27 protein-coding genes are annotated in these 22,230 nt (G+C 40.1%); 4 read left to right on the forward strand and 23 right to left on the reverse strand.

Going from position 1 to position 22,230, the window contains the following annotated elements:
• Window positions 1–108 precede the first annotated feature (108 nt).
• From HQN86_RS12985 to HQN86_RS13010, 6 genes are all read right to left on the reverse strand, one after another.
• Window positions 109–285 carry a DUF6496 domain-containing protein gene (locus tag HQN86_RS12985; RefSeq protein ID WP_172661378.1) on the reverse strand — a complete coding sequence of 59 codons (177 nt, stop codon included), beginning with the start codon at window positions 283–285 and terminating at the stop codon, window positions 109–111.
• Window positions 286–322: 37 nt separating this feature from the next.
• Window positions 323–496 carry a hypothetical protein gene (locus HQN86_RS12990; protein WP_172661379.1) on the reverse strand — a complete coding sequence of 58 codons (174 nt, stop codon included), beginning with the start codon at window positions 494–496 and terminating at the stop codon, window positions 323–325.
• 3 nt (window positions 497–499) lie between these two features.
• On the reverse strand, window positions 500–1,270 hold the full coding sequence (locus HQN86_RS12995; protein WP_172661380.1) for a PRC-barrel domain-containing protein: 771 nt from the start codon (window positions 1,268–1,270) through the stop codon (window positions 500–502).
• Between the two features lie 63 nt (window positions 1,271–1,333).
• Window positions 1,334–1,495, reverse strand: coding sequence for a hypothetical protein (locus HQN86_RS13000; RefSeq protein ID WP_172661381.1), 162 nt, complete (start codon window positions 1,493–1,495; stop codon window positions 1,334–1,336).
• A 186-nt stretch (window positions 1,496–1,681) separates the two neighbouring features.
• Entirely contained in the window at window positions 1,682–2,023 is a 342-nt protein-coding gene (locus tag HQN86_RS13005) for a DUF3175 domain-containing protein (RefSeq protein WP_172661382.1), read from the reverse strand.
• Between the two features lie 29 nt (window positions 2,024–2,052).
• A complete protein-coding gene (locus HQN86_RS13010; protein WP_172661383.1) occupies window positions 2,053–2,949 on the reverse strand; it encodes an SDR family oxidoreductase in 897 nt (298 codons plus the stop codon).
• A 398-nt stretch (window positions 2,950–3,347) separates the two neighbouring features.
• Here HQN86_RS13010 and HQN86_RS13015 point away from each other — a divergent pair, with 398 nt between their 5' ends.
• From HQN86_RS13015 to HQN86_RS13030, 4 genes are all read left to right on the forward strand, one after another.
• Window positions 3,348–3,566: a hypothetical protein gene (locus HQN86_RS13015; RefSeq protein WP_172661384.1), complete on the forward strand. Its 219-nt coding sequence runs from the start codon at window positions 3,348–3,350 to the stop codon at window positions 3,564–3,566.
• Window positions 3,567–3,630: 64 nt separating this feature from the next.
• Window positions 3,631–3,885 (forward strand): hypothetical protein, encoded by a 255-nt coding sequence (locus HQN86_RS13020; RefSeq protein ID WP_172661385.1) that lies wholly within the window; start codon window positions 3,631–3,633, stop codon window positions 3,883–3,885.
• Between the two features lie 56 nt (window positions 3,886–3,941).
• Window positions 3,942–4,268, forward strand: a complete 327-nt coding sequence (locus HQN86_RS13025; RefSeq protein WP_172661386.1) for a hypothetical protein — start codon at window positions 3,942–3,944, stop codon at window positions 4,266–4,268.
• Window positions 4,269–4,271: 3 nt separating this feature from the next.
• Window positions 4,272–4,763, forward strand: a complete 492-nt coding sequence (locus tag HQN86_RS13030) for a DUF1772 domain-containing protein (protein ID WP_172661387.1) — start codon at window positions 4,272–4,274, stop codon at window positions 4,761–4,763.
• A gap of 93 nt (window positions 4,764–4,856) precedes the next feature.
• Here the strand turns inward: HQN86_RS13030 and HQN86_RS13035 are convergent, their stop codons facing one another.
• From HQN86_RS13035 to HQN86_RS13115, 17 genes are all read right to left on the reverse strand, one after another.
• Window positions 4,857–5,051 (reverse strand): hypothetical protein, encoded by a 195-nt coding sequence (locus HQN86_RS13035; protein ID WP_172661388.1) that lies wholly within the window; start codon window positions 5,049–5,051, stop codon window positions 4,857–4,859.
• A gap of 70 nt (window positions 5,052–5,121) precedes the next feature.
• Entirely contained in the window at window positions 5,122–5,298 is a 177-nt protein-coding gene (locus tag HQN86_RS13040; protein ID WP_172661389.1) for a hypothetical protein, read from the reverse strand.
• A 165-nt stretch (window positions 5,299–5,463) separates the two neighbouring features.
• Window positions 5,464–6,042 carry a Crp/Fnr family transcriptional regulator gene (locus HQN86_RS13045; RefSeq protein ID WP_172661390.1) on the reverse strand — a complete coding sequence of 193 codons (579 nt, stop codon included), beginning with the start codon at window positions 6,040–6,042 and terminating at the stop codon, window positions 5,464–5,466.
• Between the two features lie 30 nt (window positions 6,043–6,072).
• Window positions 6,073–7,089 (reverse strand): NAD-dependent epimerase/dehydratase family protein, encoded by a 1,017-nt coding sequence (locus HQN86_RS13050; protein ID WP_246269597.1) that lies wholly within the window; start codon window positions 7,087–7,089, stop codon window positions 6,073–6,075.
• A 507-nt stretch (window positions 7,090–7,596) separates the two neighbouring features.
• A complete protein-coding gene (locus tag HQN86_RS13055) occupies window positions 7,597–7,845 on the reverse strand; it encodes a hypothetical protein (RefSeq protein ID WP_172661391.1) in 249 nt (82 codons plus the stop codon).
• A 20-nt stretch (window positions 7,846–7,865) separates the two neighbouring features.
• Window positions 7,866–8,177 carry a hypothetical protein gene (locus tag HQN86_RS13060; protein WP_172661392.1) on the reverse strand — a complete coding sequence of 104 codons (312 nt, stop codon included), beginning with the start codon at window positions 8,175–8,177 and terminating at the stop codon, window positions 7,866–7,868.
• Window positions 8,178–8,266: 89 nt separating this feature from the next.
• Window positions 8,267–8,662 (reverse strand): SET domain-containing protein-lysine N-methyltransferase, encoded by a 396-nt coding sequence (locus HQN86_RS13065; protein WP_172661393.1) that lies wholly within the window; start codon window positions 8,660–8,662, stop codon window positions 8,267–8,269.
• The gene (locus HQN86_RS13070; RefSeq protein WP_172661394.1) at window positions 8,659–9,072 is read right to left on the reverse strand and encodes an SET domain-containing protein-lysine N-methyltransferase; all 414 of its coding nucleotides are present in this window, start codon (window positions 9,070–9,072) and stop codon (window positions 8,659–8,661) included. Before HQN86_RS13070 ends, HQN86_RS13065 begins: the two co-directional genes overlap by 4 nt.
• Window positions 9,072–9,545, reverse strand: a complete 474-nt coding sequence (locus HQN86_RS13075; protein ID WP_172661395.1) for a hypothetical protein — start codon at window positions 9,543–9,545, stop codon at window positions 9,072–9,074. Before HQN86_RS13075 ends, HQN86_RS13070 begins: the two co-directional genes overlap by 1 nt.
• Before the next feature lie 45 nt (window positions 9,546–9,590).
• Window positions 9,591–10,877: a hypothetical protein gene (locus HQN86_RS13080; protein ID WP_172661396.1), complete on the reverse strand. Its 1,287-nt coding sequence runs from the start codon at window positions 10,875–10,877 to the stop codon at window positions 9,591–9,593.
• Between the two features lie 23 nt (window positions 10,878–10,900).
• Window positions 10,901–12,202: a hypothetical protein gene (locus HQN86_RS13085; RefSeq protein ID WP_172661397.1), complete on the reverse strand. Its 1,302-nt coding sequence runs from the start codon at window positions 12,200–12,202 to the stop codon at window positions 10,901–10,903.
• A 109-nt stretch (window positions 12,203–12,311) separates the two neighbouring features.
• Window positions 12,312–14,405, reverse strand: a complete 2,094-nt coding sequence (locus tag HQN86_RS13090) for a tetratricopeptide repeat protein (protein WP_172661398.1) — start codon at window positions 14,403–14,405, stop codon at window positions 12,312–12,314.
• Window positions 14,406–14,413: 8 nt separating this feature from the next.
• On the reverse strand, window positions 14,414–14,995 hold the full coding sequence (locus tag HQN86_RS13095; protein ID WP_172661399.1) for a hypothetical protein: 582 nt from the start codon (window positions 14,993–14,995) through the stop codon (window positions 14,414–14,416).
• 14 nt (window positions 14,996–15,009) lie between these two features.
• A complete protein-coding gene (locus HQN86_RS13100; protein ID WP_172661400.1) occupies window positions 15,010–16,119 on the reverse strand; it encodes a hypothetical protein in 1,110 nt (369 codons plus the stop codon).
• Between the two features lie 160 nt (window positions 16,120–16,279).
• Window positions 16,280–20,188, reverse strand: coding sequence for a tetratricopeptide repeat protein (locus HQN86_RS13105; RefSeq protein ID WP_172661401.1), 3,909 nt, complete (start codon window positions 20,186–20,188; stop codon window positions 16,280–16,282).
• Between the two features lie 11 nt (window positions 20,189–20,199).
• Window positions 20,200–20,748, reverse strand: coding sequence for a hypothetical protein (locus HQN86_RS13110; RefSeq protein WP_172661402.1), 549 nt, complete (start codon window positions 20,746–20,748; stop codon window positions 20,200–20,202).
• Between the two features lie 94 nt (window positions 20,749–20,842).
• Entirely contained in the window at window positions 20,843–22,216 is a 1,374-nt protein-coding gene (locus tag HQN86_RS13115; RefSeq protein WP_172661403.1) for a hypothetical protein, read from the reverse strand.
• Between the last annotated feature and the right edge of the window lie 14 nt (window positions 22,217–22,230).

Below are 22,230 nucleotides of genomic sequence, written 5' to 3' on the forward strand. Positions count from 1 at the left end.
GGCATGATCTTGGAGTCCACAAAAGTAAGTTCTCTTGTGCATCAATGCTGTCCAACAGTAAGAATTGCAGGAAAGGTTCTTTGATCAGCCTTATATGAATAAGGCCTGCTAATCTTTCTTTTTTGGAACTTTAGCACCAGCTTTTCGTGCTTCGGACAAACCGATCGCAACAGCTTGCTTTTTGGAAGTTACCTTTTTGCCACTTCCGGATTTGAGTTTACCTTCTTTCATCTCATGCATCGTTTTTTCTACTTTTTCTGATGCTTTTTCTGAATACTTTGCCATAACATTAAATTTAGGGTTATCAATTACTCCTACGTTTTTAGATTTCACACTTATTTGCGGATTTACTAATGGATTTGGAAACTATCCTTTGCTTTCCCCAATCCCAGTCTTCTCTAAAGTCCTCATCAGCATGGAAATAGTAGACCGGGCTTCCTTTGTCACCAAGCTTCTCCATTTTAATCCGTTTATTTATTTTACCCGTAGTTTTCATCACTTATAAAATTTGGTGGTCCCTGATTGATTTTCCATAATAATGATGAAGCTTTTCTCTATACGCGGTCTGCAAAGGAACTTCAGCATTATATTCAGGGCTATGTTTTACCGCATCAACCGGAAGATCCACGTAAACAGCAGTATCCTCCCATTTTACCTGTTTGATCCATTCAGGAGAAAGGATCACCTTTTTCCCCGGAAACCAGTTACCGGTATCCACAATCAGGTAATCAATTCCCCAGGTATCTGTATTCAGGATGAAATCCTCCACTTCGCCTATTTTACCATCCCTGGCGTGAATATGGTATCCGCGGATTTCTTCGGTACTGCGCAGATGCGGATCTCCCTCATAATTTTCCAGATGCTGTTCAGCAATAGCATCTTCAAAAGGGATTCTTGAATCCACCATCCCTGACATTCCCATTCCCCCATAAAACCCCGTTCCCGTTGCGCCATAATAAGGCCAGGCATAGTGATTGTATAATTCAATCTCATGTTGGCGGGACACCGTTTTCTCGGTATCAATATCAGGACTGTCCTGCACCTGCTGTTTATTCAGGTTTACTGAAAATACCTTGTTTTCCCAATCCGGCCGCTGCAAAGCAAGCGGGGAAAGCAGCACTTTACGACCCGATAACCAACCTCCGGTTTTCACCACTAAATAACGTATGATCCAAGTCTGGTCATCAAAATAAAAGTCTTTTACTTTTCCGATTTCTCCGTCAGTTGCACCAATTGTGAAGTCTGACAGACTTTTTACATTGTGTTGCATAAACATCCATTTAAGTAGTTAGCTTTAAACAACATAGGTCTTACAAAAGTTTTCAGATTTCCTTTATTCTCCTTCCATTCGCCTGCGCCGCCGCTCTTCTTCCTGTTTTACTTCATCCTTTTCAGTCAGTGGCTCATCTGTATGAACTTTCTCTTGTTTAGGCAGGTTTACACTACCCGCTTTGGCCAGTGCTTTATCCATATCCTGACCGGTTTTCTTTTTCATAATGATATTTATTTTTAAAGTCTGCTAAGCAACGAGGTATTGAATATGTCGATTCATTACAGGCATCATAACATATCCTGCTCATCTTATTATGCTATAAACTATAAACCCGAAGCAGATTCCATAATCTTTTTCATGATATCAACTACAGTTCAGCTTGTTGACAAATAACTGAACTGATCAGGATTACCCCTTTAACGGTTTACCAAACAGACTCCGTAGTTCATCCTTAGCCTTTTCCAATACCTTTTTCTGATCCTCATGCAGATTCTTTCCCGCACGATTGATATAGAAAGTCAACATCGACATGGCAGAACGATATGGACCTGATTTCTTGCGGTCACTGTCCTCGGCAGACTTCTTCAGTGAATGGGCAATCTTCTTTAGATCATCAGATTCAAATATATCCCCCTCTAGATCCAGCGCATCACTATGCTGAGTTACCTCAGCCGACCATTTCTCTTCAGATTTAGTTTTTTTTTCGGGTTTAACTGTCTGTTTTTTTTCATAGCCATAATTTGAATTCATGAAAGTTGTGCAACACAAAAGTCCGTTCTTTAAATCGTAATCCGTCCTCCGGTAACGGGTATTGTAGCCCCTGCTATATAGCTCGCATCCTGGGAAGCTAAGAACACATATGCGGGTGCCACTTCAGCAGGTTGCCCCGGCCTTTTCATAGGCGTATTCTTACCAAATTCTTCATGCTCCGGCATAGTGGAAGGTATTAGCGGCGTCCAGATTGGACCTGGCGCCACTGCATTTACCCGAATGCCTTTGCCGTCCATCAACAAGATTTGGCTCAGATTAGCCGTAAAATTCTGAATAGCACCTTTTGTGGCCGCATAGGGAAGCAGCTGCTCACTTGGTGAATAAGCATTTACTGAAGTCGTATTGATAATGCTACTGCCAGGTTTAAGATGAGGTTCGGCTGCTTTACACAAAAAGAACATTGCTGTGATATTGGTGCGAAATGTACGGTCCCATTCTTCAGATGGAATATCTGCCATTGTTTTTCTTGCCATCTGGAATGCAGCATTATTGACCAGGATATCCAATCCACCCAACTCTTTTATAGCCGTATCAATAATGCGTTTGCAATGGGCTTCATCCTGTATGTCGCCCTTCATTAAAATTGCCTTTTTGCCGGCTGCTTCCACCAGTCCGGCGGTAACATTAGCATCCCCATCTTCTGAATCATCAAGATAACTGATCAAAACATCCGCCCCTTCCCTGGCAAAAGCAATTGCCACCGCACGACCTATGCCAGAATCACCACCGGTTATTACGGCCTTCTTTCCCTCCAGCTTACCGCTGCCCTTATAGGATTCTTCTCCATGATCTGCTTGGGGACGAAGCCGGGACTCGGTTCCCGGAGCTGGTTGATCTTGTTTTGGAAAAGGAGGTTTAGGATATTTTTCTGCCGGGTTCTCTAAGGAGTTCTGTTGATTTTCCATAGTAATTGTTTAAATTGAAGTCCTGTTCTATTTTTGATATTCACGCCCACTACATCTCCAGGGAAGACCCAATGGGCTCACTATAAAACATCCAAGTGGAATTCCGGTTTATTATTTTTTAAAATTCTCCGGCTAATCCCTTGGCCGTTTAAACCAGAAAAACAGCTGGACCGCCACTACAATAATAAAAAATGCCCATAATCAATAACATCCTCATATAACTGCTGCTCACTGATAAAATATCCTTTCCGGCGCCAATAGTTTTGACTTTGATCTCCACGCCACTTTTACACTAAAATTAACCCATATTTCCCGCTCCCTTACGGTTTGATTTAAAACATAAATGTCCCCGGTTTGTTTTTTAAGGAGAAAACAGGTTTTCACTAAAACTTATTATTATGGAAAGCAGACAAGATCATCAGAAAAAAGAGCATGTGCCAAAAAAAACTGTTTATAAAGAAACACCTGAGCGCATCAATGAAAAGAAACCAGATAGTGGAGAAACCTCCTCGGTAGCCGATCTGGGAAGAACAGATTTGATCTCAAGACCGGAAAGAAAAAATAAACCATTGGGATCAAGTCATGAGCCGGGAACAACCCCAGGCACCGATATATAACAAAAAGGCGCTGATAATTTTCAGCGCCTTAAGTATTCAAAAATTCAAAGCAAAAACCTGTGCCATGGAAAAGCAAGAAACACCAAAGCCCGGTTCTAAGGATTATGATATCAGCAAAACTAAAGAATTAACCAGGCCTAAATATCATAGCGGTATCGATCGCAGAACCAGTCATCAGCTGCCAGCAACTGAAAACCTGAATGACCAGCCGCAAAACAAACCGGAAGAAAAAATAAAAGTGTACGGCCTCCCAAAAACCGATTTAGGCAATAAACGTAATCCGGATAAGAAACAATGGGAAAAGATCATTACACCTTGATATAGCAACCTGAATGATCCTAGCCGCGTTGAATATGAATTTTAAAACTAGACACGATGAAAACACTAATCAAAACGCTGCTACTGACCCTTGGTACCAGCATCTCCGTTGGCGGATTCGCCCAAGACAAAAAGAAAGACACCATAAAGATCAATCCAGACCCGGAGATTAAAAAAGCCGCGAAAAAAGTGGGCAATAAAACCGCAGAAATCGCGGTTAAAGGCGCATCAGCAATAGTAGACAAAACCTATAAAGGTAAAGCTGGCCCCAAGGGAGAAACCATTTACATCGATAACAAATCCAGGTATTATTATGTAGATGCCAAAGGCGCAAAGGTATATCTACCCAAGTCCAAACTTAAAAATAAACCAGAAAAGCCTTAAGTCATGGCTTTAAAGTTTATCCAGTTTATTGCATTGTTACTTTTATTACTGGCCACCGGATTATTCTGGGGCACCTGGTTTGCCCTAAGCCAAAGCATTGAAAACTTCAGCGCAGCAGAATTTATCCATATCGGCAAAACCATCATCGCCAATGTCGCTTTTCCCATGCGCATCATCCTGCCCTTGTGCATTCTTTCCATTATATTAACGGCATGGCTATACCCGGTAAAAAGATCCGCAGGATTTTATTTTATATTAGCATCCCTTGTGCTGATTATCCTTAGCCTTTTCATTACGGTCTTTATAGAAGTCCCGATCGATAACCAGATCAACCTATGGACTGTACAAAATCTCCCTGCGGACTGGGAAATCTTGCGCGGCAAATGGCAATATTACCATGGTCTGAGAACCCTCACCTCTATAGGCAGCTTTAGCTGCTTTGTGATCATGACCGTGTTTTGCAAGCACAAAAAAGTAAGGAATTTAACTAATTAAACACCAGGTTACGGAAGCGTATTTTTCGCAGGTTTTATTTTCGGCTACCTGCTCTATGTTTCGCTGCATTTTACCATACAGCCTATCCACCACCTAAATGCCTAAAGGTACTGTGGAGAAACCACGACCTGCATCATTACAAATATCCGGATCACTTCTACGGGTTAGTTCACCCCTGTGGGACATGTTGTTTGGCACAAAATCTTTAAAGGAAAAAAATTGAGACATTACCAATACAAGTTCCAATTGCACTTCCGGATTTGAATTTCCCCCTTTTCTTTCATGCATCGTTTTTTATAAGTTCTGCAATCCTTTCTGAATCCTTTACATACTCATAAATTTTAGCTTAGGTCCATCATTAAATTTCAAGCTTATTAACTGGCCTGGAACTAGCTCTAGAAGCGATCATTTTTGACTTTCCCCAATCCCAATCTTCTCTAAAATCTTCATCCGCATGAAAATAATATCCAGGATCTCCTTTTAAGCCAAGCTTTTTGGCTTTATTCCTTTTGTTTATCCTACCTGCAGTTTTCATCTCCTATATATTTTATCTGTCGTTATTTTAACAAGTCCAGTAATAAAAGGTTTGTCAAAAAACAATTGCAAACCATTAAAACTGCCTGCATTTACTTCCGGGAAGCAAATACAACTATAGCAATTCAGGAAATTAGCTGTGGTTGATGACTGAAAAAACGGGTGATTAGGAAAGCCATTTCCTCCTGATACGACTCAGACTTTCCGGTTTCATACCAAGAAAGGAAGCAATATAAGTAATGGGAACATTGTGTAAAATTCCGGGATAGTTCTCTATCAGCTTTCGGTAGCGCTGTTCAGCTGAAAGGGTTGCCAGTTCCATAGAGCGGGTTTCGTTATAGGCAATGGATTGCTGAAAAACGCCAATACTAAAGTCTTTCATTGCGGGGCTTTTTGAAGTTAAGCTTCCCAGGTCTGCCTTTGTAATCCGCAACAATTCACATTCCGTAATACATTCTACATTGTCATTGGATTTAGCCTCATTCACAAAAGAGAAGTAGGAGGTAAAAAAACCCGGAGGGCAATTGATGTGCGTGGTAATCTCATCACCGGTTTCATTGTAATAAAATAGGCGCAAGTAACCGGAAACAATGTAGTAAAGGTATTTTGGCACTTTTCCTTCTTCTTCAATAATGCGATTTTTTGGGAAAAGTACCGGCTCAAAATATTGGACAATCAGGTCCATATCCGTTGTTGACAGCGTATGACCTGATTGGATAAAGTCAATTAATTTCTGTTGCAGCATACCTCTAAAAGTCCTCCAAATTTACAATAACTATTTTAATAAAGCTTTATGCGCCATTAAGTATGCCAGGGCATCAGTTACTGCCTTTTCCGGCTTTTTGGGATTAAAGCCCAATTCCTTTCTGGCTTTGCTGATGTCGAAATTCTGTTGCAAACCTGAAAACATAGCGATGTCCTTTCTTGTCAGTACGGGTGCCTTTTTGCTTATTTTGGCTAAACACTCCATTATCCCTGCAATAGCAAACAACATAAGTTTTGGAACAGCACCAGGAATTTTAAGTTTTAATTCCGGATATAGCTCATTGGCAAGCCTAGTCGTGTCGGTGATCGTCATACATTGTTCATTGGCCAGTATGTAACGTTCCCCACTCCTTCCTTTTTCTGCAGCGAGCCAACAGCCCTCTGCCACATCTTTTACATCAATCCAGTTCAACGTTATTTTGGTATCAACAGGAATTTGCTTGTTCAAAATAAGTTTAAGTACTCCGTAGGATACATTAAGCGGCAAAAAAGCTTCGCTGCCAATCATAGCGCCAGGCATTACGGCTACAAGTTCTATACCTAAATCTTTTGCCAGTTGGAAAGCTAACCTTTCACCATCATTTTTAGAATTGTAATACATATCCCTTCGATCAGGATTGTACCCATAACTCTCCTTTGTTGGTAATTTCGCATAATCCAATGCGGCGATTGAACTGACATATACAATGCGCTTTACACCAGCTTCCGCAGCGGCCTCTATGGTGTTCTTTGTTCCCTGAATATTGACATCATAAATTTCTTTTTTGGCATCTTTAGCCCAAAGCTTGAACGAGGCACCAACGGCATAAAAGGTTTCTACACCTGTTAAAGCTTTTACAAAAGAGGGTTTGTCGGTAATATCTGCCTGTACTACCTCACAATCCAATCCTGTAAAAGGTATTTTGTCATTGATCTCGCGGACAGAGGCCCTCACAGGGATCCCTTTATCAATGAGCAACCTTACCAGGTTATTTCCCAAATGTCCATTTGCCCCCGAAACCAATGCTAGTTTTTTCTGTGTCATCATGTCTTATAGTTATTGAAGACACAAAGTTCCTACAGAAATTCCCCGATACACTTGACTTTTGTTAGGAAATGGATCTGGGTGGAGATAATTCTACAATGGTCTAAAGCAATCCTATACAATAGAGAAATTGTGTTTCGTTTTACTTGCTCCTTTGTGAAAACAATGTGTTCTTATAGTAAGCGCTGGTTAGCATTTTTATTGTGAATAGATGTAAATACATATTCTGAGAAATAACAAAAAGCTATCTAGTAGGGCAATAAAAAGAGTTTTGTGTGATTTTTCCGTACTGGCATCGTACTGAGAACCCTAAATCAAAGACTTTTTTGGGTATAAAAAACCCCTTTAAAGCTAATTAAAGGGGTTTAAAATTATCTGGGTCAGTGATGACGCATAATTTGAGCCATTTTGTGGACGAATTGATTGAAATTGAAGTTTTTTCGAAAATTCTGCAAAAGTAATCAACCTTATAGTTTGTCTATTATATTTTGCTATGAATTTAAGCAGATACTAGTTTACAGGAGTGAGCTTGCCCATTTTTGTTGATGCTGGTGCAACTTTTGAGGTGGATGCATATTTGATGGCAGGGGCAATTTTTGCATCCTTTTTACCAATTGCTTTATTACTTTGTTGACCGACACTACTTTTAGCCAGTGTATCAGCTTTTGGTTTTACTGTTTCTTTTTGTACAACTATTTTTTGTGCCTTAAGCCCGGTTACAATTAACAAGGCACTTAAAAGGGTCAATATCTTTTTCATGATTTCTTACTTTTATGAAGTTACTTATTCTCGTTCTTAGGTTTGATTGCTGTTTTATTTGAGTCAACAACGGCGGATGGCACGCTATCAGTGCGTTTTTTATTTTTCTTTTTAAATAGGCTATTCAGTTTTTCGCTGACTTTGTTTATGGCTTTATCTGTAACATTGTCGGCAGATTTATTGACAGCCTTGTCCACAACTTTATCGGTTGATCGGTCAACTGAGCTCGCTGTCGCAGTTTTTGCTTTTTCTTTAAGTTTACGCAATACCTGTGCTTGTGCTATCCCCCCTATACCAAGAGTAAGGAAAAAGATAAAAATTACTTTTTTCATGGCTTTAATTTTTTCATGATTTGCTTTCTTCTGGTAAAATTAGGCCAGGCGCGGACATAGGTCAATCATTAAAAAAGATGATTTTTCAATTAAAGGGGAATGATTTCCCTATCTACAAACCATTTACTATAATCTTTACCGTATTCGCCCCCATAATTGATGCATATCTCCGTATGCGCCTTTATCTGCTCATGAGCTGTAAATACCATCTGTCTTTCTTCCCTATTGAGAAGATATACGGCATTGGGATATTGCCTGTGGTTATACATGGATCCAAAACCCATGGTTAACGACAATGTATTCTCTTCTTTATTGAAATAAAAACTATAATCCATCAGTGGTGTGGTACTTAATGCGGTAAATTCTTCGGCTGCGATAATGATAACTGGACAAACTTCTATAATATCTCCTTCAGAAATAGCTGTATGGCAGAAAACACCCCTACCCTTTCCCTTTATCGTTTTTAAATACAGTTGTTTCTTCATTGTTCATCCGAATTGGGAAAGTATACTTCAGCCTTATCATCTGGCTTACCATTATAGTTAATGGTTATTTCACAGCCTTCTTCAATGGTTTGATAGGCATAGATATTAAGGGCATTTTTCTTTCTAGAAAAAGTATAAAAGGCATTCGCGACTGAGGAATGATTGTAAAAAGAGGCATAACCAAAACCAAATGCAGTCTTTTTTTCGGGATTGCCCAATAAAAAGTAATAATGAAAGAGCTTGGTAAACCGTAAGGTCTCCCTCTCGTCATTTGACAAGAAAATAACAGGAGCCTGTTCTATCAGACTTCCTCTCCTTATTTTGCTTTTCGCAAATACACCACGCCCATGAAGCGGGCTTTCCTTAACTTCAATATGCTGTGGTTGCTCAATGTTGCAATTGAACAGCATTAGTTTCCTTTTTGTTGGGCAATTTTTGCGTCTTTGGCTGCTCTTTCTTTTGCGGCTTTATCTGCTGCTTCCTTTTTAGGATCAGTAGCAGCAGCCTTTGGATCTTTCGCAGGTAAAGTCTTAGGGTCAACCTGTTGCTTGATTTTGGCATCTTTCGCTGCTCTTTCTGCTGCCGCCTTAGCCGCTGCTTCTTTTTTAGGATCGGTAGCACCTGCCTTCGGGTCTTTTACAGGGATGGTTTTAGGATCAGCCTGCTGCGCAATTTTTGCATCCTTTGCAGCCCTTTCTGCCGCTGCTTTAGCTTCAGCTTCCTTTTTGGGATCGGTAGCCGCAGCCTTAGGATCTTTTACTGGTGTAGAAGTACCAGTAGTTTGGCTACTTCCGGGATTTACCGTTTCTTTTTTCACCACGGTTTGCGCTTTCACTGCTGTTACCAATAGCAATGAACCTAAAATGGAGAAGATTTTTTTCATGACATTTTTGATTAATGAGTAAAATTTAAATAGCAGGATACGTTCCTACTCTAGCATATTCCTTACAGCATCGAAATCGAAGTTTTCGGTAAAATTTTCTACCAAACTTTTCCCAAGAGGAGTTTTTACGTACCTATAGGTCAATTCTATCATATAAGGCTTTACCGGATTTCTTTCTGAACCCTTAAAATAGTCGGGATTATATTGATAGAGCGTTGAACCACCTTTGTTATCCCAAAATCCATCAAAGGTAAATGATCCGGTTCTTTGGGCGGCCTCTTTGGTATCGGCATTGTAGGTCTCTACCCATACCTCATCGTTGGGGGCCGAGCCATAAGTCCTTTTCCAGGAAAAGGTTTCAGCTTTGGGTTTTACAACGGCAGACTGGGTCAGCCAGGCCACTGTATTTTCTTTCAATACCTTTTCCACCGTGGTTTTTTTAGCTTCTATTTTTTCTTGCCAGTCCGGGTATTTGGCCTTTTTCACGATCAGGTTCCGTTTCCCGTTTTCATACAACTGAGGGTACTTTTTCGGATCTTTCATCATGCCAGCGCTTTCGCTTTCAATCTCTTTTATTTTGTCGGCTATTAAAAGCCTTTCTCTTTCGTAATAGACCAGCAGGGCTTCGAGGTATTCTTTACGCGAAACAGGCATAAATACCAAAGCACTAGGTTTTGTGCAATACCAATGACGGGTCATATATACATTACGGCTACCTTCTTTCACAGTGTGTTCCGGAATATCCTGATAAAATCCCTTACTGTTATTGATATTTTTAGTGGCATCCATTTTAATAAAATTGTGCAGGGCGATAAATTGCCCATTGTATTTTTTTGGTGTTTCGTAATAATATGCTTCGTCAGGAAAAGAAAAAGCAGTTTCTATCCCGGTATAACGATTAACGTAGGCACGAAAAACATTTGCATATTCACTGTTGACCATCATTTTATTTTTGACACAGATATATTCGTAGCAGCCCATATTAAGGTCATAGCTTGCCAATGCATATTTGCCAACTATTGTAGTAGCGGTATTGCCCGAAAACGCAGTTTTAAGCACACACCCTTTAAGGATATAATTGCTACGGCTTTGTTTTTCGAGCGTTTCGATTTTAGTAAGTATGGCATTGGCAGCAGCTTTATTAGCTGCCGTACCCAAGGCATCCAGCCAATGTGCTTTCTCTTGCGGCCATTCGCAATGGGCTGCATCTATATGCTTTCCAGGAAGCGCTTCCAGGTCTTTTGACGACTGGCAATCTTGTGCATTAACCTGCTGCGTTAAAGCAACCGTTGCAATTAATGTGGCAATGGTCGATGTATGTATTCGTTTCATGGGTCGAATTTAATTTTAGATAATTATTGCAACATCTTTTTCAATGCACCAATATCAAAATGCTGTTCCCAGTTGTTAAACAACCTTGAAGAGTAGCCATAATCTTTTGTGATTTCATACCGAAACTGTACTTCTATCAACAAAGGTTTTGCAGCCTGCCCGTTATTGGATACAAAATAGGCTGGATTTAAAACATACAGGGCACTTTTATACTCTCCTTCTGCATCATAAAACCTACCCAAAGCTTCCAGGATTTTATTTGCATCTTTTAGCAATCTATCCTGGTCTACCACTGCCGGTTTTTGTAACCATTCCGGTTTTTGTTTGGCAAGTAGGTCATTCACTTTTGCTTTTTTTGCTTCATATATCCTGGGGTAAGCCAATTTATCCGTTTGCAAAGCTGCCAGTGTTTTTTTAGCATAGTCAGCCGTATTATTTCCTATATTTTTAATTTTTTCCGCGTTGTCATACTCAAAATTGGCTTTTTCAATTTCAAAATATTCCAGCATATCCTGCAGGTATTGCTTGCGGCTAACGGGGATCAGTAAAGGCACTCCCGGTTTGGTGAGGAAATAACGACGATCTATAAATTGATACGAATTAGGTCCGTGATTGTCATACCTGCCGCCCATTTCCCAGTGCTCAACATAGCCATTACCATTGTTGAGTTTTAAAAAATCGCTATGAAAATCTTTATAATTATCAGAGCGGGCAACCATCAGCGTTGCTTCTGAAATATATTGTGATACGCGGCTGGGATTGTTGTTTTTGTCTTTTTCAAAGTTGGGGCCCACTTTTGCTTGTACAGGAATTTCGTACATCGGATTCCCATTTTTCATATTGAACTCGCCAGTACCTACTGCATGTACGCCTCCAGGCATTATATAAGGATTAAACTCAACCCTGAAAACCGTTCTGTATTCATCTACGATTTTGGTTGCGTGTTGGGACACATTGCAGACAAAAGCATATATGCCCATGTTGTACCCATAGCTGGCATAAACATTTTTGCCGTAATTGCTGCTACCATGCCTGGCAAAACTTACTCTGGCGGCACATCCCGTCAACTTAAAATCCTTACGGCTGGCTTCTTCCAGTTTTTCTGCTGCGATGAGGTTTTTCATCATCGTAGTTTTTTCGGCGGGTGTGCCTTTTAAACTAAAGCCATATATTGTATTGTTGTGGTCGGTATAAATACCGGGCATACCGTCAACTTCTGCACGTGAACCACAGGGCGTTAATGGGTCAGTTATTTTTTTTATTCCTTGCGAAAAACCTGCAATGCTCCCCAATACCATTACTGAAAAGATCAAAAACTGTTTCATTTGTTTATAATTTTGTTTTTAGTGGTCAAATATTCCTTACCATGATTAAATCATCATTCCTATGTGAGTTTAATGATGATTTAATCATGGACGGTTCATCGTTTGTTGTTTATTTAAAGATACCTGTTCCGTTTAGTGAGCCTGCGCCGCTATTAAGGCTCATTCTTCCTTCCATGCCTGCGCTTGCACCGGCAGAGCCAACTCCGGCGGCGGCTTCTGCACCCGCAACCACCACTACATCGGTTATACCGGTTCTGTCAATTTCAATATCTGCACCTACACCAGCGCTTACACTGGCCTGTAATGGCCCCAATTTGCCGCCGGCACTTACTTTAGGTCCAATGCTAACTGTGCAATTCTTAAAGGAATCGCCAAAACCTGCATGATCCAGATCCTGGTTCAAAGTACCGCTGATCACACCTGCATTAACAGTAGTAGTTAAGCCACTGCAGGTAAGCGTCATCGTGAAGCCGAGCCTCGCACTACCAAATTCGCTATTGATATTGCAGTTGGGATCTTTAAACTCGGTAAGCTTACCTTCTTTTATTTTACCCGGACTTGCACAGCCGTAACTTACCTGAAGCACTTCGGCTTTAAAGGCCAGGTCTTTTAACCATTGTTGTTTTAGGCCAGCATTGATACCAGGAATCAATTCGGGATAAGTAGTATACAATGATAAATAAGCCATTTCATTCAAAAACTGCTTCTGCACCTCCAAATATTCTTTGTACAATTCTTCGCACTTTGTATTGTATGCACTCAAGTAAACATCTATTGCTTTTATAGATTCGTTGCAAAGCACCCCATTATTTTCTGTTCCGCCCTCTCCAACGTTTTTCCATCTTTCGTTGATCTTTTTCATAGTGGCTTCATACTCTTTTTTGTAAGTGGCACCATCTCCTTTCGTAAAATCGGCCATTTTTTGCAGTACCTTATCCTTTTTTAGCTGAAGGTTTTGCAGCACTATTTTCTCTTTGGCGTTCATTTTTTCCGAAAACATGGGTATACCCACAGTTTGCATGGCACTACTTTGGTTTACTGAACCAGGATTGGCCAACGTTTTGTTCATGACGCTCATCAACTGTTTTTGCTGCTCCTCCAAACGCTTGATCGTTTGCTTACTCGACTCTTCGCTAAGTTTTTGTAAGGGCTTTATTGCCTGATCAATAGCTACGCTAAACTGTTTCCATTGCGTTTCGTACATTTTCATTGCCGCATAAGATTTTGGAAATTCCATTGGTGAAAAGTTACCGAGATTCAATAGATCGTTACTTTTGTTAGTACGAGGAAAACCAGTATAATCATCTGCTCCAGGTGTATAGCCTAATTGCTTTAACTTGTCTTTTCTTGATGCGGTGTTTCCCTGCTTAAATGCGGCTTTGGCATATGCAAGCGCTGCTGCTTTATCACCTTTGTGCTCAGCTATCAGACAAAGGGTTTGATTGGCCTGCGCGTGTGATGCGGCAAGTGCAAGTGTGGTATCCAGGTATTTTTGGGCTTTGTCCACATCGCCTAGTGCAAACCATGCCTGGCCAAGGTTGTTGAGTATGGTACTGTTCTTTTTAAATCGGCCATTGAGGTTACTGAGAAGAGGAATTGCCATTTCAGGAGCCCCCATCATCGTTAACATCGCTGCATAATTATTCAAATTATCGGTGTTATTGGCATCATCTTTACATACCTGTGCCATCAGGCTCAATGCGATTTGTGTACGGCCACCCACCCACAATGCGACAGCAGCATTGCCCATTTCATCAATGCTTGCTCCTTTTTGTTTCAGGTCTTTATAGATATTGTTGGCTTTATTTTTTGCAGCAGGAAGTACAGCGGCAAAAGTTGTATTTCCTGTATTGCCGATAAATGCACCCATGTTTACTTTGGATGGTGTAGCAGCAATACCAGCAATGGCTTTGATGTCTTTTGCAGGAATAAGACCGTTGGCAACACCGCCACTTTTTGTTGGCTGACTTTTGTTTACCTGTTTTATGGCATTGTCCATCTTTTGTCCCACACCATATTGATTGAGCAGACTGTCGTATCCTTTTTTGGTCTTAGGGTCCATTTTAGAAGTCTTTTCATTGAGTTTTTGCATGGCCTCAGCCAATCGCTTTTTGTCCGCTTCCATTTGTTCTTTAGATGGCTTTTGGGCAAAAGCAATAAATGGCAGTAGTATAAACAAGGAGATAAGTATTTTCGATTTCATAGCAATAATTATAGATTATCACACCATAAACCCAGCACCGATGATTTCCCAGCATCGTTTGTACCACCAGTTGCGGCATTACCAATTTTAATTTGATTGGCTTTTGGCAATTCCAGTGAATTTACAAATGCCAATATTTCTTCCTGATATTTACTGGTGTTGGTCAGGATTACAACGCTAACCGTTTGGCCATATCCCGTTGCCGTAATTAGTGTTGCCAATCCTTTGTTATTGCCATCTACATAATTTGCCTGTCCGGTAATGCAACTCCAGCCTGTTTCTATATTCATATCCGAAATGCTTGGCGCTGTGTCACCGCTTACTGCTCCTTTTACCAATTTATCCCAATCATTATTGAAATTTTCATTAGCTGATGCAGAAGATGCCCTTGCTTTGGTGATCACCGCAATTCCATAAACACCTGTTTTTTTATCGGTAATGGAAAGTTGAATACCTGCTTCACTTTTTTGTTGTTGCCAGCCTTTTGGAAAAGTAAAAGAAACCACATCAAAAGTCTGTTTTTGTGCAAAACTGGTACAGCTCATCACTATTAGGACACTCAATAAAATAAAATATTTTACGTGTTTCATTGTTCAAAGGTTGATTAAGGAATTTCACAAAGAGTCCATTTAGTACCAGCTACATTACTTTGAGCTCCTGCAAATGCCAATAATCCAGAACCAGACGAATAGTTTCCTGCACCAAAGCCAAATGCAAGAAAATTGCCAGTTGGTTTTTGTTTTATAACGGAATACGTTTTAGTTAAATTTCGTTCTGAATATAACACAAATGTTATCGGGGAACAGATCCCTACTTCTGTTTGCCATTCTGAAAACGATGCCCCAAAAAAAGGCGTTTCATAATAAAAACCTAAACTGGTGCCCAATACAGAAATAGCATAAGCACTGCCATTCCATTTATAACTTTTTGTAACTTGCAGGCGCCTGCTATCTGATGGAAATCTACCTGGTATGCTGACAGTGTCTAAGGTAATACCCGCATCAGAGTACCTTCCCCATGGACCATCAGCAGTAGTGAAGGTATGAATTGCTTTTGTAGGGTCTGTGTCAGTAAACTCTCCATACCAGTGGTTAGTGAACCCTATACCCGATTTACTTTCATCAAAAAGAACTCCCGAACTTGGGATTTCGTCAATACACCGGAACGGGTTAGGGTCATCAGGCTTAGTAACTATTGGAGGGGTATTAGACGTTTGCAAGCCACCTCCACCAGGTGTATATCCCTGCACTGGTTTAGCCAATTCATATTGAAATCTCAGAAACTCGCTAAACTTAATCTTATCCTTTACATTATCGGGAAACACGGCTCTTATTTTTGCTTGATAATCCCGCTCATCAATGTTTGCCTCTTCCCAAACTTTCTTAATAAACGGATAGTATTTTTTGGAAACATTTGCTATCCCCGATCGTTTTTCTTCGTTTGTTTTTGCATCGGCTATGGCCTTAATATCTTGCTGGTAGGCTTTATAAGTGGCTGGATCGGCATCCATAAGCTTGCCCAGTCTGTCAATAACTGGTTTCACTATTTCTGCTATTTTCTTTGCTATTTCTGTCTTCGTATCATCCTGGGGTAGCCTTAATTCTTTTATACTTTTTAGGATGAATGCACTCTCGTCTTTAACTCTTGGTTTGATTTGTGCCTTAGCTGTTATTGTTCCTACAATGAACAGGAATAAGATGATTAATTTTTTCATAAGTATATAATTTGTTTATATCGGTAATGAAGCTATCAAGAGCAATATTATTCATTTCTGTTTGTGAGCGTTTGCTTATAATGGTTTCATTGGTTTTTTAATTTTGTGATATAAAAGTAGCTTGATATAAAAAAATGGTCAATCATTAAAAAAGATGATTTTATGGCTTGTTTAAACCCAGCACATTTGCAATATAACCGCTTGCTTTTATCCCTTCATTTACAGAAATATTAGTGGAGGCAATATTGGCTTCTCCACTAACCGCACCGATATTTCCCCCGGCCGAAACGCCTGCAGAGATTCCCCAGTCTGTTACCTGTACCCCGCCATTTGGCCCGGCACCAACGGTGATGTACTCCACCGCAGATGCGCCTGCTGAAACTGCTGTTACATTTTGATTGCCAATATGCCCTTCTATTCCTATGCCTGCACCAATTGTTGCCTCTTTAAAAGTGCCATTTTCATTGAAACTCAAATTTAATTCTCCCACAAAACCTTCGCCACCGGATATGCTCATGGAGTTACAATTGAACCCAATCTTTGCAGGGCCAATGCCCAACGTTCCTTTGAAATTGGCACAATAATCTTCTTCCCATGGCTTTGGCTTGGATGGCTTCTTATCTTCTTTTGCTTCTTGGGATGGATAGATACAGGGCTCTGCAACAGTGTATACCGAAAGGATCTTCCTTACATCAGTAATATATTTTACCTGTGCATCCAGAAGAAAGCGGTTGCTGTTATCGTTTAATTGAACCGGCATCCAGTTAGCATAATCCCTGAAATAAGTACGGCTTACCAGCTCGCTTTTTTGAGCAAACTGGTTGGTGAGCTTTGCCAGGTCAGAAAGATATATCTGACTTTCTTTATTGTATTCTTCACAACGGGCTTTCTTTAGGCGCTCCATTTCTTCCTCTTCTTCTACCTTGCCTTCACCGCCTTCTAATTTATTCAACAGTACATTATATTTTTTGGTGATCGCACTTATCTTTTTATTGTAGGCGGTTGTTAATGTTGTTTTGTTCTGTGTAAAAATCTGCTCCAGGTCGCTTTTCAATTTTATGTACCACGCCGCACTTTGATTTACAATATTGGCTGCTTTCACCATCATCATTGCTGTTCCTTTGTTCTGGTTGATATTTGCGATTACTTGTTTCATATCCGCTTCGGGAATCTTTTTATAAGCGGCCCTGATATCATCGGCAGTTTGAGACAAAGCAGTTTTTTCTTTTTCTAAAAATCCGTTGAAAGATTTTGCCTGCGCCAGGTCTTCGGTCATGGCAGGCAGCTCCAGCCGGCGAAGCATGGGGAATTCTTTAAAGTTTGTATTCGCAAAATCTTTTTGTTTTTGATGATTGCCTTCAATTTTATTTAATATTTCAGCTGCTTCATTATCATACCGTGATTTAAGCACTTGTTTTAAACAACCAATAGCTTTATCGGCTTCGGCTTTGTTATTGGTTGCCGATGCTTTGCCCAGGTGTACAAAAGCGGCCACTTTATTTCCGTTAACGTTCAAACTGTCTTTTGCAATGCTTTTATCCGCAAACAGGGAAGCATTGTTCATATCGCCAAGGTTATAATAAGCAGTTGCCATATTGGACAATACATCCGGGTTGTTATTGATTTTACCATTCACATATTGTAAAACAGGAATTGCTTTTTCTGAATAACCATAAGCATTCAACAGCGAAGCCAGGTTGTTGGCAGTATTCATATCATTGTAGTCTGCCTGCATGGCTTTGCAGAATAAATACAAAGCTGCTGTTGGTTTGTTGCTCAGCCATGCGCCAATAGCTTCTGCAGCAATTGCTTTTGGTGCCGTTATTTTTTTTGCTTTGAGGTAACCGTCTATCTTATTTACATTATCTGTATTCAATTTGGTGGATACAGTATTTTTCAGGTCATCAATTAATTTTTTAAATGCAGCATTGCTCAACACTGTATTGGGTATAGCATCTAATAATGCAGAACGTGAAGGCGCTTTGAATGGGGGTAAGGTTGCCACTGCTTTATTGCTTCCTTCTGCCTGTGCCGGAATGGGGGTAGCGCTTTTAAACCCTGCAGGATAACTTATCGGCGGCATAATATCTATTTTTTCTAATGGTTTAAATGCATAGTCCGATGTTTCAAATGTAGCAGCATCGGGTGTTGTGGATTTTTTGTCTTTTACCACTCCGGCAAATTGCGGCTCCTGCGGAATAGTATTTTGCACAGGGCTGCCACTTTTTACATACACATTACTGAAATACACACCCGGTTCGCTGCAATACCAGGCGTATCTTCTAAAAGATTTTCCCGCAGGGATTGCATTATCATCATGCATTAGTTCTTTGCCATTTACAGAAACAGCTATTGCAGCGCCGTTCACGGAAATTGTTACATGTGCTACATCGCCTGCTTTGGCAGTGGGTATCCTGGTATTAGTGAACGTTTCTTTGTATTCAACACTCATGTACCGTTTGCTTGTTTCGGTTTCGCCACTCATGGCTAATGAAAATTGGAAGCCTTCCCTGTTTATATCGTGCAAATCAATTGGGTTACTTTTCTTCGGGTCTTCCGTATCTATCCTGAAGTAAAAAGGCGTTCTTTGGTTTTTTACATTTTTTCCGAAATACACATCGTAGTTCACGGTAAAATTGGCGCCAAGCGGTTTATTAAAATTGGGATAGAAACTAAAATCCTGCGGTACAGAAATCCATTTGCCGGATTGTCCATTCACTGTGCTTACCGATGCATTTGCAAAATCATGCCCGTTGTGTCCATAAGTGTGCCATACTTTTGCAGACAGTGTTCCATCGGTATAACCGTTAAAATCATCGTACAAAATAGTGTAAGGGTCTTTATTTTTTGTAGATGCTGTTGCCGAAATCATTGCAGGCGCTGAAAATATATTGCCCGTAGATTTTGCCGGCGCTTTTACGGGCGTATAAGCCATACTCTTTCTTGCATCAGGCTGCGCAAGCCACCTGGCTACATAATCAAAATTAAAATTGTTCAACAGAGAATACACCATATGCGATATATCGGTACCAAACTTTGTATCAAATTTTGCAGGGTTTCCTACTATCGCCCTATTCAGTGGTGTAAAATTAAAATACACCCAAAGCGGGTTATCTGTTTTTGATTGGTCGATGGTTTGTTGCGTGGTGCTAACAAGGATGCTGTGTTCAGGAAATGTTTTATTAATAGGGTTTCCGTTTATGATTGCCTCGGGGTCCAGCAGGTAATGATCATTATTATCATTGATCGCATTGTTAGGATTATAATTAGCTCTTAATTTCACCACTTCATTGTAATAAGGCTTTAATCTTTCCAAAGCTTTTTTTACAGGCTCTGCCGAGTAAGGATTTTTTTGAAGGATAGCGGGATAAGCGGCCAACTGTTGCTGAATGTATGCAACGGCATCCTTTACCAGCACGGGTTTAAAAGGCCAGTCTCCATTTTTGGAAACCACCACCCCAACTTTAAACATCTGCTGGCCAGCATCGTGATAATGATCTAAGTAGGTACGATAGTTATATAGATTGGGCTGAATTTTTTTATCTATTCCTTCTTTTGATAATTGTGCATCATCATCGCCACTGCTGAACTGTGCCTCCTCGGCAAAGAAATACAACCCACCGGGATTAAATTTTTTGATAGCTACGCCCGGAAAATCATTAAACCCTGCAATTAATTTCAGGCCCTGTTCACAGCACTTGAGGTCAATTTTGCCATTGACAAAATGAGCAGAATAGCCCAGCAAATTGATACCATAACTATGCAGCGGGCTATAATCATCTACATACCAGCGTTCATCGTTTTTGGCGATGGTGCGCACTATCAAACCCCGTGGCAAATAGGATTGTTGTATCCAGCTTAGCAATAAATCCGATGCCTGCTGTTGCCATGCAGAATAGGCCCCGCCTGCATATAGGCCTTTTACGGGTTTATAAATCGCCTTTGAATTTATAGGATTGCTTACATATTGCCATCCGATTACGGAGTCCCTGTTGAGTTCTTGATCGCTTTGTGCCTGTGCGCCAAAAGCGATAAATAGAAATACTATTATTGCTACGTATGATTTCATAACTATATTCTCTATGGCTTTATTTCCAGCTTCAACTCTCCTGTTACTGTTCCAGGTGTATAACCCGCTGGTGCATTAGTAACAGGAAGTACTTGCAGGGTATAAGTACCTGTTAGTGTTTTGTTGCTGTTGTTATAAATAAGATTGCAGTTCATGGTTACATTTGTATTCTTTTTTAAAAGGATAGTTACATTATTGCCATGAACGGTGTAAGTACCAGATTCGAGCCTTGTTACAGCTTCGGGGGTAGTGAGACTACAGCTAACTGTGCCGTTACTGAGAAATTTAAAAGAAGGATCGGTAATCGAATGGCCTGCATTGGGTGTAACCCACCAACGAATAAGGTTCCAAGTATGTGTTGTTAAAGAGGTAGTTATAGGGTCTGGTTTGCTCGGTAATTTAATAGGCCTACCTCCAGGAATTTCTATTGGTTGTTGTGGCAATTGCGGCAACTTTGTATCGATTACATTTTTTATAGGTGGCACCTTCGGTGGCGCTTCCTGTGCATTTGCAGCAATAATGGTTACTGCCAAGCTTAGTAAAAGAATAATTTTTTTCACGTATAACGAGATTTAATGGTTTGGAACAAATGTTTTATTTAATCTGTAAAACAGATTATTGTTGGTGATAAAACCACTATTATTGGTATTATAATTAAATCTTTTGAAAAGGAACAATCGTTTCTATTCTGTTCTTATCATAATTAAAGGCATAAAAACCCATTAAATTTCTCCATTCATTATTACCAGATTTTCTTGAATAAAACCGTATGAAGTATTTTGTTACCGGGCCTGAACTAGTTTTTCTTTCCATCACATTTCCTTTAAAGGCAAATACACCTTCACCTTTAAATTGTTTACTCTTAATCAGGTCATTATAATAATCATAGCCCACCGTATAAGAAGATTGCGCCAATACATAATATTTCCCTTCCACAGTGTAACTGGTCGCAAAACTTAAACTATTACCATACGATCCACTGCTTGAAACCCATGTGCCTGTTAACTGCTTTTTATAATCCATATTTTTTTCAGCCACCCCATTTATTTTTAAAGTGAATAAAAGAAAATTCAAGCCCATCTCCATCTCGCTGCCCAGTATTATATCAGCCGAATTAATTACAGCTACATTTGTTCCTACCTGTATAAGCAGCACCGTACCTTTTACAACCGATCCATTTTTACTAATGCTATTACTTAGCATATAATATGGCAGGCCCTGGCTGGTAACTCCTTTTTCATGATCACCTTTTTCGAATAACTGGTTGTTAGAACTGTTATACAGACCCCAACCATCAAAAACCTCGAAGAAAATATGTTCCATATCTTTTTCTAAACTGCCAGATGATTTTACCATACTCATCAACTCAATAATTTTTTTTCCAGTAGTTGTATTTTTTTCTAGTGTCAAACTATTTCCACTTGCATTTAAACTCCACGTAGGTGGAACAGTGATGGAATACCTATTTTTGTTTCCTGAACTGGTTGTATAGTTTGTTGGCGAATTCTGTTGTGTATTATTGTTCTGTGCAGTTGCCGTTTCATTTAAGTCGAGGCTTTTTATAAAATCCAGTATTTGGTTTTGATATTTATCGGTGTTGGTCATAATTACCACGTTCGCCATTTTGCCGTTGCCTGTAGCGGTTATTAGTGTTACCCATCCTTTACTGGCGCCATCGGTATAGCTGGCTTGCCCCGAAATAACATTCCATCCTTTTTCAGTAGCAGGATTTTGCATGTTTGGTTCTCCGGAAACAGACACCGTACCTTTCACCAGTTTTTCCCAGCTGGTCATAAAGTTTTCGTTTGCTGGTGCCTCGGTCGCTACCGAATTTAAAATAACAGCAGCGGCATAGTTTCCTTTACCATCGTTTTTGGTAGACAGTTGAATGCCATTTGCCATTTCTGTTTTATCCCAACCGTTAGGTATGGCATAGTTTATTACATCAAAAGCCTGCCTTTGGGCAAAACCAGTACAACTTACCATCAATAGCAGGTTCAACAGGAGCATGTTTTTTATAGGTTTCATCTTTTTAAGGTTAT

The organism is Pedobacter panaciterrae, assembly GCF_013204795.1.
Lineage (GTDB): Bacteria > Bacteroidota > Bacteroidia > Sphingobacteriales > Sphingobacteriaceae > Pedobacter > Pedobacter panaciterrae.

Coding starts and splice junctions, on each gene's coding strand:
- HQN86_RS13020 (WP_172661385.1), top strand. CDS start 3,631: ATGGAAAAGCAAGAAACACCAAAGCCCGGTTCTAAGGATTATGATATC.
- HQN86_RS12990 (WP_172661379.1), bottom strand. CDS start 496: ATGAAAACTACGGGTAAAATAAATAAACGGATTAAAATGGAGAAGCTT.
- HQN86_RS13055 (WP_172661391.1), bottom strand. CDS start 7,845: ATGAAAAAGATATTGACCCTTTTAAGTGCCTTGTTAATTGTAACCGGG.
- HQN86_RS13010 (WP_172661383.1), bottom strand. CDS start 2,949: ATGGAAAATCAACAGAACTCCTTAGAGAACCCGGCAGAAAAATATCCT.
- HQN86_RS13105 (WP_172661401.1), bottom strand. CDS start 20,188: ATGAAATCATACGTAGCAATAATAGTATTTCTATTTATCGCTTTTGGC.
- HQN86_RS13050 (WP_246269597.1), bottom strand. CDS start 7,089: ATGATGACACAGAAAAAACTAGCATTGGTTTCGGGGGCAAATGGACAT.
- HQN86_RS13085 (WP_172661397.1), bottom strand. CDS start 12,202: ATGAAACAGTTTTTGATCTTTTCAGTAATGGTATTGGGGAGCATTGCA.
- HQN86_RS13005 (WP_172661382.1), bottom strand. CDS start 2,023: ATGAATTCAAATTATGGCTATGAAAAAAAACAGACAGTTAAACCCGAA.
- HQN86_RS13095 (WP_172661399.1), bottom strand. CDS start 14,995: ATGAAACACGTAAAATATTTTATTTTATTGAGTGTCCTAATAGTGATG.
- HQN86_RS12995 (WP_172661380.1), bottom strand. CDS start 1,270: ATGCAACACAATGTAAAAAGTCTGTCAGACTTCACAATTGGTGCAACT.
- HQN86_RS13115 (WP_172661403.1), bottom strand. CDS start 22,216: ATGAAACCTATAAAAAACATGCTCCTGTTGAACCTGCTATTGATGGTA.
- HQN86_RS13100 (WP_172661400.1), bottom strand. CDS start 16,119: ATGAAAAAATTAATCATCTTATTCCTGTTCATTGTAGGAACAATAACA.
- HQN86_RS13090 (WP_172661398.1), bottom strand. CDS start 14,405: ATGAAATCGAAAATACTTATCTCCTTGTTTATACTACTGCCATTTATT.
- HQN86_RS13045 (WP_172661390.1), bottom strand. CDS start 6,042: ATGCTGCAACAGAAATTAATTGACTTTATCCAATCAGGTCATACGCTG.
- HQN86_RS13000 (WP_172661381.1), bottom strand. CDS start 1,495: ATGAAAAAGAAAACCGGTCAGGATATGGATAAAGCACTGGCCAAAGCG.
- HQN86_RS13040 (WP_172661389.1), bottom strand. CDS start 5,298: ATGAAAACTGCAGGTAGGATAAACAAAAGGAATAAAGCCAAAAAGCTT.
- HQN86_RS13030 (WP_172661387.1), top strand. CDS start 4,272: ATGGCTTTAAAGTTTATCCAGTTTATTGCATTGTTACTTTTATTACTG.
- HQN86_RS13015 (WP_172661384.1), top strand. CDS start 3,348: ATGGAAAGCAGACAAGATCATCAGAAAAAAGAGCATGTGCCAAAAAAA.
- HQN86_RS13035 (WP_172661388.1), bottom strand. CDS start 5,051: ATGCATGAAAGAAAAGGGGGAAATTCAAATCCGGAAGTGCAATTGGAA.
- HQN86_RS13070 (WP_172661394.1), bottom strand. CDS start 9,072: ATGCTGTTCAATTGCAACATTGAGCAACCACAGCATATTGAAGTTAAG.
- HQN86_RS13060 (WP_172661392.1), bottom strand. CDS start 8,177: ATGAAAAAAGTAATTTTTATCTTTTTCCTTACTCTTGGTATAGGGGGG.
- HQN86_RS13075 (WP_172661395.1), bottom strand. CDS start 9,545: ATGAAAAAAATCTTCTCCATTTTAGGTTCATTGCTATTGGTAACAGCA.
- HQN86_RS13080 (WP_172661396.1), bottom strand. CDS start 10,877: ATGAAACGAATACATACATCGACCATTGCCACATTAATTGCAACGGTT.
- HQN86_RS12985 (WP_172661378.1), bottom strand. CDS start 285: ATGGCAAAGTATTCAGAAAAAGCATCAGAAAAAGTAGAAAAAACGATG.
- HQN86_RS13025 (WP_172661386.1), top strand. CDS start 3,942: ATGAAAACACTAATCAAAACGCTGCTACTGACCCTTGGTACCAGCATC.
- HQN86_RS13065 (WP_172661393.1), bottom strand. CDS start 8,662: ATGAAGAAACAACTGTATTTAAAAACGATAAAGGGAAAGGGTAGGGGT.